The organism is Acetobacter sp. P5B1, from assembly GCF_018811985.1.
GTDB classification, from domain to species: Bacteria; Pseudomonadota; Alphaproteobacteria; order Acetobacterales; family Acetobacteraceae; genus Acetobacter; species Acetobacter cerevisiae.
Genome location: NZ_JACRVS010000006.1, coordinates 76,885 through 90,452, shown reverse-complemented (window position 1 = coordinate 90,452; position 13,568 = coordinate 76,885). Strand labels below are relative to the sequence as shown.

The window sequence follows — 13,568 nt, the reverse complement described above, 5'->3', positions numbered from 1 at the left end:
GCCTCAAAGGCGTTAACTAGTATTTAAAGGTTTTTATTTAAATAACAGAGTCAGTTCATAAGATTTTTCTTAAGGAAATATTAAGATATGGCCGACTATACAAATGATGCAGGTGTCGTCTACTCGCTCACTCCCAATAAAATTTTTGGAGTGATTACGTCCTATTCCGTTAAGATTACCGACCCCGATGGAGCAGTCACCAATCTGGGGAATGTCGACGCTGGCCATGTTCTCACGCAGAATGGTGGCACACTTTCCATTGCTTCCATTCTGGGGATTGGTGGGGGCGCATTTGTTATTCCGCCGGGGATGACTGGGACGGTCACTACGCTCATTTCCGCGCTGAGTGGTGCGACAATTTATGTGGGCGGCACGGCGACTATTACCACAGCAGTTTCCGCTCTGAGCGGTATGACTGTGAATGTGGATGGCGGCAAAGCGACGATGGGTAATAATCTCATCGCCGGAGCGCTGTCTGGTTCCACGATCAACATGACCAATGGCGGCACGTTCAGTAATGGCAGTGGGCTCATCGGACTTTTAAACGGTTCTACCATCAATTTTGGCAAGGGTGGTGGCAACTTCATCGCCAATGCCGGTGGGACGCTGCTGGATCTTTCCGCCACGACCATCACAGGGTTTGATGCTGCCAGGGACTTTATTTCTTTTGAAAATCTTTCAGCAGCGCCAGTCACCTATTCCATTGCTAACTCCTTAGGCTCTCAGGTTATCACTGTTTATGACGCCAAAGGGCAAAGAATTGCCGATGTAAACATCTCCGGGCAGAATTTTACGGTTGGTGACTACTCTGCCAACGGTGCTGGCCCGCTGACAGTGTCCAGCGATGGTACCTCCCTGAGCATTGAGGCTGTGGGTTCTGTCTGTTTCCTGCCAGGCACTCTGCTGCGCACCCCCGAGGGCGAAGTCGCGGTTGAAGACGTGCAGATTGGCGATACCGTGCTGACGTTTGAGAACGGCAAGCCCGTTGCGCAACCGGTTGTATGGGTTGGGTCTAAGCGGGCCGAGGTGCGTTCTGGTTTGCCGCTGGATGAAGCTGGCTGGCCGGTGCGTGTGCGTCAGGATGCTCTGGCAGACGGTGTGTCTGGCAAGGATCTGCTGATCACCCCGGAACATTGCCTGTATCTGGATGGCCAGTTTGTGCCTGTGCGTATGCTGGTGAATGGTGAGACCATTACCTACGACCAGACAATCCGCGCCTATACCTACTACCATGTGGAAACCGCACAGCATGCGGTGATTATGGCGGATGGGGCGCTGACTGAAAGCTATCTGGACACGGGTAACCGCCGCGGTTTCCGGCAGGAAGGCACTGTGGTGCGTATCCCCGGTCTGGCCCGATGCTGGGCAGATGATGCTGCGGCTCCGCTGATGACGGCGCGCGAGGCAGTAGAACCCCTGCACCAGCGTCTGGCCCAGCGGGCGGAAATGCTGCGGGGTGCCGAGGCTGAAGAGGCTCGGCCTCTGGATGCGGCAACGCTGACGACAGAGCCTGACCTGCATCTGGTCACGGAAAGCGGTGCCGTTATTAACAAGGTGCGCACCCATAACGGGCAGACTATTTTTATCGTGCCGCCGCATGTGCAGGCTGTCCGTCTGGTCTCCCGTGCCAGCCGTCCGGTGGATACCATTGGCCCGTTTGTGGATGACCGGCGCATGCTGGGCGTTCTGGTCGGGCGCATGATGCTGCAGGAAGGCAACAAGGCAGACATCCGTGAACTGGAACCAGCCGCGGGCACGCTGGCCGGTTCAGGCTGGCACGCGGCGGAAGCCGGGCAGACAGGACGCTGGACCAATGGCGATGCCGCAGTGTCTCTGGGTGAGCGGAAGTCCAGAGCCTTTGGAATGCTGATGGTTGAGGTGCTGGCCGGTGGGCCGTATCGCCTTCAGCAGGCTTCTGCACAGGCACGCGTAGCGTCCTGAAGAGGCTTTTACGTTCAGCGGTAGCGGTCCGGTGCAGACATGCCGGGCCGCTGACGGTTGATAAAGCGCCGAGCAGGCACAATTCTGCGCAACGTCATGTTGCGTTATTGCAATGATTTTTGATAGCCTGCTTTCTGTCTTCGGAAGGCAGGCGATGCATGGCGCAGGACCATGCGGGGCGTCCGTGTCTTCCTACCCGTAGAGAGCACTGAGGGACCGATCATGCGTAGCGTTCCACCCGGCAAAAATCCCTTGAAGCTGGGCGCTTATACAGTCCTGAAAATGAGCGCCTGTATTGGCCTTCTCTTTTTTGCTGTCCTGCAGCTTCTGCATGGGCTGGGGGTGACGCATCTCTCCCTGATGGCGGAAGAAATGCTGGTGGGTCTGATTGCCACCTCGGTTGTGGCGGGTCGCTTCCTGCTGGTGCAGTAATCCGGCGGGTTAGGCGCACCAGTAAGCTGCGCCGTGGGCCGCGCAGTTTACTGGTTGCGGCCCATGGTGTCGGTTGCCGGGGAAGGGGATGAGGACGAATTGGGGCGCGGATCTGCGGTGCGCAGGAAGCGGACGGCCAGCGCGCCATACAGGGCGTGGCTGCACAGGGCGCGGGAGACACCAAACGCCAGAAAGGCGCTGGCCAGCAGGGCAAGGGTGATCTGCTGGTTGTCACACATTTCCATGACAATGACGGTCGCGGTCAGCGGAGCCTGTGTCACAGCGGCAAAATAGGCCACCGTGCCCAGCAGCACCACAGCACCGGGGGATGTGTGCGGCAGATATTGCGCCACCCAGCCGCCCATGCCTGCACCAACGGAGAGGGACGGGGCAAACAGCCCGCCCGGAATGCCGGAACAGTAGGACACGATGGTGGCCAGAAATTTTAGTACGAAGAAAGAGGCCGGATAATCCCCGGACCCCATGATGATATCGCGCGCCTGCACATAGCCCGTGCCGTAGGTCATGCCGCCGGAGAGCAGGCCGATAATGGCCAGAACCAGCCCGCAGAGTGCGGAGAAGGAAATAGGGTGCCGGGCAATGAACAGGCCCATGCGACCGGGAACGCCACGGGAGATACGAATAAGCAGGGCAGAAAAAGAGCCACCGCTCAGCCCGCCCAGCACACCGCAGGCCAGCACCGCCAGCCAGCTGACACCCACCGGCACTACGGAACTGGTATGGCCGAAATAGGTGTAGTTCCCCACCATGGCGATGGCCGTCACACCGGCAATCACCACACAGGTCAGCATGGTGCCGCTGGTGCGTTGCTCGTAGGAATGAGCCAGTTCTTCAATACCGAACACAATGCCCGCCAGCGGCGTGTTGAACGCAGCGGCCACCCCGGCTGCGCCCCCGGCTTTGATCAGCGCACGCTGTTTGATGGGGTCATGCACCCCCATAAAGCGCCCGACGGTGTGCATGATGGACGCACCGACCTGCACTGTGGGGCCTTCTCGCCCGATAGAGCCGCCCGAGAGCAGCCCGAGGCAGGTGAGGAAAATTTTGGCCAGCGCGATTTTTAGCGCCAGAACCCTGTCAATAATGCGGAAATCATTCAGATGCATGCAGGCAATGGCCTGCGGAATGCCGCTGCCCTGCGCGCCCCGGAACCATGTGCGTGTCAACCATGTGGACAGGGCCAGCCCGCCGGGGGTGACAATCAGCATCAGCCAGGGGCTGAGGGCGATAATCTGGTTGCGGAGCCCCGCCGCCTTATCTGCCAGAAAGGCGAAGGTGACGGCGACCACGCCCACCATGACGGCACCGGACCAATAGATCAGCTTCCGCCGCCAGTTAACCGTGCCGGCCTTCGCCTGGTCCCGTAAATGGCGAAGCTGAGCGGACGTGACGGGCACGCTGGCAGACATGAATAATCCTGATTGGCTGAGAAGACGTAAGGCGTTCTAACACGTCTTTACAACGAGGAAAGCATTGTCTGGTTTTATGCGCGCTCTGTATTAATAAAATGCATGTCAGCCCCGAGTAATATGCGCAAAACGGGACGCTGAACGCGGATCTGGCGGGCAAAACCTATCGTAAAACTGAAAACGCGTTAAACAGATTTTCCCGGCGCGGCGGACTCGGTTGCAGGGCGAGGCCAGAACACAATGCCTTCATGCTTGGCCATGTTGTCCGGCTCGACATGGATATGCACCAGCGTATCGCCCATTTTGGTGCGCAGACCGGCTTCAATCCGGTCACAGATCTGGTGGGCTTCCTCCACCGTCATGCTGCCGGGCACAACCAGATGGAATTCCAGAAACGTGATGGCGCCCACAATGCGGGTGCGGATGTCATGCGCTTCAATCGCGCCGCGTCCATTGGTGGCGATAATGTCGCGGATATCATCCAGCGTTTCGGGGGCGGGGGCCTCGTCCATCAGGCCTGCGATGGACTCCCGCATCATCTCCCAGCCCACGCGCAGTACGTTGATGGCAATCAGCCCGGCCAGCACGGCATCCAGCCAGATCCACCCCGTTAGCGGGATCAGCAACATGCCGACCACCAGCCCGACGCCGGTCCAGACATCGGACAGCACATGCTGCCCGCCTGCCTGCAGGGCGGGGGAGCGACGGCTGCGCCCCGCATGCACAAGGGTCAGCCCCCACACCAGATTGACCACTGTGGCGGCCGCGTTGAGCAGAATACCCACATAAGGCGCGCCGGTAGGGTGCGGGTGCAGAAAACCTTCCACGGCCTCGCGCCCGATGACGAAGGCGGTGACCAGCACCAGCGTACCCTCGGCCACAGCGGAGAGATATTCCGCTTTATAGTGTCCGTATGTGTGGTTGTGGTCTGCCGGACGTTCCGCAACGCTTAGCGCCCACAGCCCCCCTAAGGCTGAGACCACATTGATGATGGTCTCCACCGCATCGGAATACAGCGCCACGCTGCCACTGGTGGCGTAGGCGGCGTATTTCAGCCCCAGTGCAACCAGACTAACGGCCAGACTGCACAGGGCGATGCTTTTGTTACTTTGGGGGAGAGGGAGCTGCATGGGCAGAGCGATACCAGACCTTGACCAAAAACGCAGCCGCTTAAACCGTGTGTGGGTCCACCAGATGGCAGGACGGGTGATAGTCCGCACTTTCAATCTGTACCGTGGGGTGCACGATGCCAAAGCGGGTGCGCAGGGTTGCCACCGTGTTTTGCAGCAGCAGGGTTTCTGTCTGGCCGGCAGGCAGGCTGGCCTCACGGACCAGATGCACCGTAAGCGCGGTTTCCGTCGTGCTCATGGGCCAGATGTGCAGGTCATGCAGGTCCGCAACGCCGGGCTGGGTGCGCAGGAAGTTCTCCACACTGTCCCGGTCCACAGAGCGGGGGACACCATCCAGCGCCATATCCAGTGAATCCCGCAGCAGGGACCATGTGGCCAGCACCACCACAACGGAAATGGCAAGACTGATGGCGGGGTCGATCCATGTCAGGCCGGTTAGCAGTACCAGGCCGCCCGCAATCACCACGGCCAGAGAGGTCACGGCGTCCGACGCCATATGCAGGAAGGCCCCACGAATATTGATGTCGTTTTTCTGGCCGGAGGCAAACAGCAGGGCCGTGCCGCCATTCACCAGAATGCCGATGGCCGCCACAATCATCATGGTCTTGCCGGCCACCGGCGCGGGGTGGAACAGCCGCTCGATGGACTCCCATGCGACGCCGCCCGTCACCAGCATGAGGATGACAGCATTAGCGAGGGCCGCCAGAATGGAAGAGCGTCGCAGCCCATAGGTAAAGCGGGCGGAGGGGGATTTGGCGGACAGATGCTGCGCCAGCCATGCCGCCGCCAGTGCCAGAACATCGGAGAGGTTGTGCCCGGCATCCGCCAGCAGGGAGAGCGAGTTGGACAGAATGCCCCACAAGGCTTCTGCCCCCAGATAGACAACGTTCAGTGCAATCCCGATGGCAAACGCCGAACCAAAGGAGGCCGGGGTATGCACATGCGCATGCCCGAACCCATGGTGGTGATGGTCGTGACCGTCATGATCGTGGTCATGGTCATCATGCGCATGGTCTGCGTCATGATCGTCATGGCTGTGCGTGTCTGCCGGAGCGTTTTTGCCTGAGTGACCGTGTGCGGCATCATGCGCGTGATCGTGGTCATGCGCCGTGCAGGCGGAATGGTCCGTGTGCGGGCCTGATGAGGCGGACGGCGGCTGAGACATGTCGTGTCCTTGCAGGTTGGCGGAGGCGTGCCCGTTGCGTCAGAACGCTGTCCGGCATAGGGAAGCCCCTTAACTGTCTATCACATGTGATAAAGGTCGCGCCATGCTCAGACTGACCGAACTGCGGCTTCCGCTGGACCATCCCCCCGAAGCGCTGGAAGACGCCATCCGCGCGCGTCTCGCCATTGCGCCGGATGCGCTGGAGCGTTTTACCGTGTTCCGGCGCGGGCATGATGCACGGCGGCGCAGCGCGATCATGCTAGTCTACACGGTGGATTGCGCCGTGAAGGATGAGGCCGCCGTGCTGGCGCGCTACCGGGCCGCGCACCCCAAAGACCCGCATGTGAACATCGCGCCCGAGATGACCTGGCGTCCGCCGGTGACGGATGGTGCAGCACGGGCCAGCAAGCCGGGCTATCTGCGCCCCATCGTGATCGGGGCCGGGCCATGCGGGTTTATGGCCGCCCTCACGCTGGCGCAGATGGGCCTGCGTCCGTTGATTCTGGAACGCGGCAAGGTGGTGCGGGAACGCACGGTGGATACGTTCGCGCTGTGGCGGAAGGGTGTGCTGACGCCGGAGAGCAATGTGCAGTTTGGCGAGGGCGGGGCCGGGACGTTCTCGGACGGCAAGCTCTATAGTCAGGTGCGGGACCCGCGTTTTCTGGGCCGCCGGGTGCTGGAAGAATTTGTGAAGGCCGGTGCCCCGGAAGAAATCCTGTATCTGGCGCATCCGCATATCGGCACGTTCCGGCTCGTTTCCATGGTGGAGCATATCCGCGCCGAAATTGAAGCGGCTGGCGGTGAATATCGCTTTGGAACCCGTGTGGACGGTCTGGTGCAGGATGAAGGCACGGGCCGTATTAAAGGCGTGCGCACGGCAGAGGGCGAGGTGATTGCCGCAGACCATGTGGTGATGGCCGTCGGCCACAGCGCGCGCGACACCTTTACCATGTTGCAGCAGGCAGGCGTGCAGATGCAGGCCAAGCCCTTTTCCATTGGTGTGCGGATTGAGCATCCGCAATCCGTGATTGATACGGCGCAGTTTGGCACCAGCGCGGGCAATCCGCTGCTGGGTGCTGCGGAATATCGGCTGGTGCATCATGCCAGCAACGGGCGCGGGGTGTATTCCTTCTGCATGTGCCCCGGTGGCACCGTGGTCGCTGCGACATCCGAAGAAGGACAGGTGGTTACCAACGGCATGAGCCAGTATTCTCGTGCGGAACGGAATGCCAATTCCGGCATGGTGGTGGATCTGCGCCCCGGTGAGGATTACCCGGATGATCCGCTGGCGGGCATGGCGTTCCAGCGCCACTGGGAACGCAAGGCGTTTGAAGCGGGAGGCCGGTCCTACAAAGCCCCGGCCCAGCGCGTGGGGGATTTTCTGGCGGGCCGCCCGTCCACCACACTCGGCGCGGTGGTGCCGTCTTACAAGCCGGGCGTGACGCCTGCGGATCTGTCCACCTGTTTGCCGGACTTTGCTGTCGCCGCTCTGCGGGAAGCGCTGCCGTTGTTTGACCGCAAGCTGAAAGGCTTTGCGATGGAAGATGCGGTTATGACGGGTGTTGAAACCCGCACCTCCTCCCCGCTGCGTATCCCGCGCGGCGCGGATGGTCAGTCCCTCAGCACCCCCGGCCTGTATCCTGCGGGCGAGGGGGCAGGGTATGCGGGTGGCATTCTCTCAGCCGGAATTGATGGCATCCGTATTGCGGAAGCCGTGGCGATGGATATTGCCGGAAAAACAGTAGACGGGCTGGGGCTTTAACGGCAGGCAGGGGGCGGGGGTGCCGCTTTTTAGCGGCCCCCAAATCAGTGATGCAGGGCTGGCCTGCCATATTATTGCCAAATGGTATATTGCAAATAATTCGCATCTTCATGTAAGCGGCTCCTACTTCGTGGGAGAAAGAACGCCGTGTCTCGTACTGCCTGTCTTTTCGTCGTGTTGGGGGTGGCCTGCGCCAGCCAGCCTCTTCTGGCCGCTGAACCTGAGAAAAAGGATGCGGCAGGAAAGTCGTCCTCCGTCAAAACATCCTCGCAAAAGCCTGCGGCGAAGTCGGCAGCGCATGCTGCGGCAGCTGAGGCTATCAACGTGCAGGGGCGTCGGCTTTCCACGTCTGCATCGTCCGCCACCAAAAGCGATACGCCGCTGATTGAAACGGCCCAGTCCGTGTCCGTCATCACCCGCAATGAGATGAATGTGCGCGGCGTGCTGAGTCTCAATCAGGCGGTGCGCTATACGGCAGGTATCACGCCGGATCTGCGTGGCGGCATTGGCACGCGGTATGACCAGTTCCTTCTCCGTGGTTTTAGTGTTCCCACGTTCCTTGACGGCCTGAAGATGCAGGACAGCCCGACAGGCTATGCGGTGGGGCAGACCGATACGTTCCGGCTTGACCGGGTTGAAATGCTGAAAGGACCGGCCTCTGCGCTCTATGGCCAGTCCAGCCCCGGCGGTCTTGCAGCTCTTTCCAGCAAACTGCCAACCGCGCAGCGCTCTTATGGTGATGTCACCACAACGGGCGGCATGTTTGACCTGTACCGTGTGGATGCGGATGTTGGTGGCTACGCGACCGACAACGGCTCGGTGCGGTACCGTCTGTATGGAACAGTGAACGGCCAGCACACGCAGTTGTCCAAAACGGGTAGCCGTCGCTTTTCCATCAGCCCGTCTTTCAGCTTTGGGGGCGATGGCCCGACCACGCTGACAATTCTGGGCAATTACCAGTATGACCCGGAAAGCGGGACCTATGGCGGTGTGCCGCTGGAAGGCTCACTCAGACGAGCCTCCTTCGGCTATCTGCCGCGTAACTTCTATGATGGAGACGTGGGGGTTGAGAAATTCAACCGGAAACACGGCTCCTTTACCTATATCTTCTCGCATCGCTTCAATAACGACTGGAGCTTCAACTCCCGCGGGCGTTACGACGATATCAAGGTAGATCAGAGAAGCACCTATGATGCCGGCTATTACAGCAGCCCGGATACGGTGCCGCGTTATGCCTACGGCACCAACGAGCACGTGCACAATCTGGCATTTGACAGCCAGTTTAAAGGGCATGTGAACACCGGCCCCCTGCGGCATACCTTGATGTTTGGCTATGATTACATGTGGCAGCAGGCGGGGGAACTTTACAGCGAGGGTGATGCGCCGGACCTGAACGTGCTGCACCCCAACTACCACATGACGTTTCCCGACATGACTGCGGCGGCCCGGTATAAAGCGGATTCACACCAGATTGGTGCCTATGGGCAGGATGAAATCCACTGGGGCGGGCTGGTGCTGAACGGAAGCCTGCGGAATGACTGGTATCGGTCTCATCAGATCGAGCGTTTTAGCGGGTCCGATACGCGGCAGCGCTCCAGCCAGATTACATGGCGCGCGTCCGGCCTGTATCACTTTGACTTCGGGCTTGCGCCGTACATCAGCTATTCAACATCCTTCCAGCCGCAGTCTGGCCTTGTGTCAGACAATGGCGGCAAGACAATGCGGCAGGCTGACCCCTCCATCGGGAAACAGCTTGAAGGAGGCCTGAAATATCAGATTCCGGGAACGCCGGTTCTGCTGACTGCCGCAGGCTTCCATATTGAGCAGACCAATGTTCTCGTCTCTGTCGGCAGCCTGCCGTACAGCGTGCAGAGCGGTAAGGTGCATTCTGATGGGTTTGAGTTTGAAGCGCATGCAGATGTTTATAAGGGACTGATGGTGACAGCCGCCGTCAGTGTTCAGAAAGTGCATGATGATTCAACCGGCAAACCGCTGATCCAGTCCGGTAAAGGGAATGCCTCACTGTTTGCCTTCTACACCATGCCGTCTGGCCCCATGAAAGGCTTCGGCTTTGGGGGCGGCATGCGCTACACCGCCAAAGCCTATGGTGGCGAGGGCGATAATGGCAGCGTGTGGGTGCCGAATTATGCGCTGTTTGATGGCTCCATCCGGTATGACCTGTCTAACCTCTCCCCCTCGCTGCATGGGTGGACGGCCTCGGCCAGTGTCCGTAACCTGTTTGACAAGCACTTCGTTTCCAACTGTATGGCGTATGCGTCCTACGGTCAGGCATTCTGCTATTACGGGGAACGACGCAACGCACAGGGTAGTATAGGCTTTTCTTGGTGAAATCTGCCGCGGTCATCTTTCTTGCATACGCCGGTGCGGCGCTTCTGAGTTTTTTGACCGCGTCTTGTCTGCCGTTATCGCCGGTCAACGCCGTGTTGACCGGCATTTTTGTCGCACTGGTCGGCTGGCCAGTGCTCGCCATGGTCGGCTTTTCTCGCGTGCGTACCGGCTTTCGGGCCGCCATGACGCAAGTGCACGATATGGCGGGCATTTTTACCGGATGGCTGATCTATGTGATCACGCTGTCCGGCACGCTCAGCGTGTTTCGGCCTGAAATCAGCCTCTGGGCACGCCCGGAACTGGGAGTGCGCCCGGTGGACCCGGTCAAGGCGACCGAGGCCGCCATCGGCTGGCTCAGCCGCCATGCCCCGCAGTCCTCTGCATGGTACATCACCCCGGCACGAGCGCGCGCGCCGTTCAGCTGGGCGGCATGGGATCAGAACGGCGCATTTCTGCAACGCGCGCTTGATCCTGTGACCGGCTCCCCCGACACGATCCGCGATACGTTGGGGGGAGACTTTTTCTATCGGTTCCATTTTGAACTTCAGTTGCCCTACCCGTGGGGGCGTCTGCTTGCCGCGATTGCAGCCCTTGCGCTGGTGTTCGTGCTGCTGACAGGAATTGTTGCGCACAGGCGGATCTTTCTGGATTTCTTCACCTTCAGACCCAAAAAAGGACAGCGCAGCTGGCTGGACGCGCATAATCTGGCGGGGGTTGCAGCGCTCCCGTTCCACCTCACCATTGCGTTGACCGGTGCGGTCACGCTCGGCACTCTCCTGATGCCGTGGGCCGGACTGGCGCATTACCGGGACGCCTCTGCGTTTGAGGCGGCTCTGGCTCCATCCCTGTCCGCCCGCACACCCACAGGCACGGCAAGCACACTGGCCCCCATTGGTTCGGTTCTGGCAGAAGCGGCCGAGCGTTTGAAAACGGAGGGGATGAATCAGGTCTATGTTTACAACCCGTCCGACAGCGCTGCGACCATCGTCATTATGGGGGACAATAATGACCGGATTGCCTTTGGCACCCACGTCCTGCGCTTTGATGGAAAAACGGGAAAACTGCTGGCTGACACGCATGAGCAACGTCCGGTTGTGACGGCCTTTGCCGTGCTCTACGGGCTGCATGTCGCGCATTTTGCACCACTTGCCACCCGCTGGCTGTATTTTGGGTCCGGTATTCTGCTTCTTATTGTCACGGGAAGCGGGCTGAGATTATGGATCAGACGCCGCCTGCGCCGAGGGGATAGCGTCCGTCTTATCCTGCTTGACCGCGTTAACGCCGGCATGGTGGCGGGCACGCCTGTTGCCTTCGCCGCATTTTTTCTCGCTAACCGCCTGCTGCCTGTCACGCTGGCTGACCGGGCCACGCGGGAGATACAGGTCGTGTTTGCTGTATGGTTTCTGCTTTTGCTGTTAACCGTAGTAGTGCCTGCCCGGACAGGTTGGCGGATTTTTGTCGGTCTGGGTGTGGCTGTTTCCGGCTGTATCGTGCTGCTCAGCGCGCCCTGGGCGGATGGTGTGGAGCGTGCTGTGTCTCTCGTCGCACTTTGTCTGGCAGGCTGTTGTGTTCTTGCCCTTCGATCCATGAAGGCGGATCAGAATGGGGGCTGACGGGCTTTATATCGTCCTGCAATTTTGTGGGGTTTTCCTGATCTCCCTGCACCCTGCAGGCGCAAAATGGACCGGCATCTTGCTGCTGTGCGCTAGCCTGTGTCTGGAAATCATGCGGTCAGACAATGCGGCCTTTGCTGTTGTGTTCTGGGTTTTGGGGCTGGGCTTTGCCGTGATTGTGGCCGCTTTGCTGCGGACTGGGAAAAGGATGGCCGGACAGTGGGGGAGGGGGCAGAAGTTTTAACGTCCCTCCCTTACGCTTGTGAGGGCAGAAAGTGGCGAGTGTTCCTGCTTTGTGGACTGCCACGCACTGCGAAGAGAAGCCATAAAAAACAACAAAACGTTATAGTTTGAGTTTGTTCTGATATGTCGCGCAGTATGGGGGCATACTGGAGAGATCCGATACATTTTGGAGCGCCGAAGATGGTCACAAAAAGCTGCGCTTTTACATTCGTCGTCATTCTTTTGACGCTGCCGATTTATGCTTATGCCCAACACATGAATGATCCTGGTGCACCATGCAGGGGAGTGGGCCCGGAAGTAAAATTTACGAGTTGTCTTTTCAATGCGAGTCAAAAAGCAGATATGCATTTGCAGCAAACAGTTCAGAACATTCAGGAAAAGATGCCGGGATCCCATCTTGAACAGCTGCAACAGATGGAAAAAACGTGGGTTCTTTATAAAAATAGTTTTTGTGATGCAGAGTATGCTCTCTACGATGGTGCTTCAGGTGGTCCTCCAGCCCATTTTGCCTGCCTGGAAGCCCTGACACGACACCATGAAGATGAATTAAAAGCCGCCTACGGTCGTTATTTGGATTAAGGTGAGATTTAATGGCTTATAAATTTAGAATTATTATAAAATACACGTTTTTTATAACTATGATTTTTTTACTTTTTCCTCTTGTCTCTTATGCAGAGGAGATGGGGAAAACAGTTTATGACGAGGGAATGACGGGCAAGATTGGCGATTCCCCTATTGTCATGATTATGACGCTTGAGAATAAAACTGATCCGATAGCGGCACATTACTCTTATGTCTCTCAAAAAATAATAATTCCTTTGGAAATAAAAATTATAGACCAGAAAATCATTTTATCCGAACCGAGTGGCGGAGTTTTTGACCTTCATTTCAAGCCACCAAATGGAAAAAACACTCTTCCACTTAGTTTTTATACGTCTATTGGTCTGGAAGGACGCTGGTATAACCGCGAAAAATCTCTCCCTGTTTCTATACATTTTGAAGTAACCAGAGATCATTTAAAAGATTGCATTTTTTATCCGGACTCAAAAAAAGTCGGCAGGCCTGATTTTTTTGAGTCCGGATGTGAACACACACCAGATAAAACTGTAATAGATAAATGCCTTAGCGAGACATATACATCTGATAACAGTGTAAATACGTGTATGGACATGTCACTCAGGACGTGTCGTTTCGATCAGCGGAATATGAATATCTGTATATCAAACATAAATTATTATTTTGATGGGATTATCGAAAAACATTTTGATTCAAATAAAGAAACATCTCGAACTGCTCAGTCCTATCAGAACTGGGTTAAAAAAGTTTCTGAAAGCTGTCGGGAAACGTCCAGTTTTAGTCCTGAAGGAAGTGGTTTTTCCTCTGATATAGAGTTGTGTGTTTCTGCAGAAAAGTTGCGCTTTATACAGAACAATTTTCAAAAAATTGATACGCCTCTCCGTTCACATCGTTTGTTACATTAGGAAAGAGCTGCTGAGGCTTTTC

Annotated in this window: 11 protein-coding genes; 8 read left to right on the top strand and 3 right to left on the bottom strand. The window is 57.7% G+C overall.

Annotation, left to right across the window (positions count from 1 at the left end; all coding sequences use genetic code 11):
- The first annotated feature begins 87 nt into the window (after positions 1–87).
- Positions 88–1,941 (top strand): Hint domain-containing protein, encoded by a 1,854-nt coding sequence (locus tag KP703_RS05540; protein WP_215754060.1) that lies wholly within the window; start codon positions 88–90, stop codon positions 1,939–1,941.
- A gap of 222 nt (positions 1,942–2,163) precedes the next feature.
- Complete coding sequence (locus KP703_RS05535; protein WP_215754059.1) at positions 2,164–2,373, top strand: hypothetical protein; 210 nt, start codon at positions 2,164–2,166, stop codon at positions 2,371–2,373.
- A gap of 47 nt (positions 2,374–2,420) precedes the next feature.
- Here the strand turns inward: KP703_RS05535 and KP703_RS05530 are convergent, their stop codons facing one another.
- The 3 genes from KP703_RS05530 to KP703_RS05520 all read right to left on the bottom strand — a co-directional run bounded on the left by KP703_RS05530 (position 2,421) and on the right by KP703_RS05520 (position 6,098).
- Complete coding sequence (locus KP703_RS05530) at positions 2,421–3,803, bottom strand: chloride channel protein (protein ID WP_062144217.1); 1,383 nt, start codon at positions 3,801–3,803, stop codon at positions 2,421–2,423.
- Positions 3,804–3,988: 185 nt separating this feature from the next.
- On the bottom strand, positions 3,989–4,933 hold the full coding sequence (locus KP703_RS05525; RefSeq protein ID WP_062144220.1) for a cation diffusion facilitator family transporter: 945 nt from the start codon (positions 4,931–4,933) through the stop codon (positions 3,989–3,991).
- A gap of 40 nt (positions 4,934–4,973) precedes the next feature.
- Positions 4,974–6,098, bottom strand: a complete 1,125-nt coding sequence (locus KP703_RS05520; protein WP_215754058.1) for a cation diffusion facilitator family transporter — start codon at positions 6,096–6,098, stop codon at positions 4,974–4,976.
- A 103-nt stretch (positions 6,099–6,201) separates the two neighbouring features.
- Here KP703_RS05520 and KP703_RS05515 point away from each other — a divergent pair, with 103 nt between their 5' ends.
- From KP703_RS05515 to KP703_RS05490, 6 genes are all read left to right on the top strand, one after another.
- Positions 6,202–7,860, top strand: coding sequence for an NAD(P)/FAD-dependent oxidoreductase (locus KP703_RS05515; RefSeq protein WP_215754057.1), 1,659 nt, complete (start codon positions 6,202–6,204; stop codon positions 7,858–7,860).
- A 147-nt stretch (positions 7,861–8,007) separates the two neighbouring features.
- On the top strand, positions 8,008–10,209 hold the full coding sequence (locus tag KP703_RS05510) for a TonB-dependent siderophore receptor (RefSeq protein WP_373687444.1): 2,202 nt from the start codon (positions 8,008–8,010) through the stop codon (positions 10,207–10,209).
- Positions 10,210–10,301: 92 nt separating this feature from the next.
- Positions 10,302–11,822 (top strand): PepSY-associated TM helix domain-containing protein, encoded by a 1,521-nt coding sequence (locus KP703_RS05505; protein WP_373687443.1) that lies wholly within the window; start codon positions 10,302–10,304, stop codon positions 11,820–11,822.
- On the top strand, positions 11,812–12,066 hold the full coding sequence (locus KP703_RS05500) for a hypothetical protein (protein ID WP_215754056.1): 255 nt from the start codon (positions 11,812–11,814) through the stop codon (positions 12,064–12,066). The genes KP703_RS05505 and KP703_RS05500 overlap by 11 nt, the downstream gene beginning before the upstream one ends.
- A 179-nt stretch (positions 12,067–12,245) precedes the next feature.
- Positions 12,246–12,644, top strand: a complete 399-nt coding sequence (locus KP703_RS05495) for a lysozyme inhibitor LprI family protein (RefSeq protein WP_215754055.1) — start codon at positions 12,246–12,248, stop codon at positions 12,642–12,644.
- A gap of 11 nt (positions 12,645–12,655) precedes the next feature.
- On the top strand, positions 12,656–13,546 hold the full coding sequence (locus tag KP703_RS05490; RefSeq protein ID WP_215754054.1) for a hypothetical protein: 891 nt from the start codon (positions 12,656–12,658) through the stop codon (positions 13,544–13,546).
- Positions 13,547–13,568 lie beyond the last annotated feature (22 nt).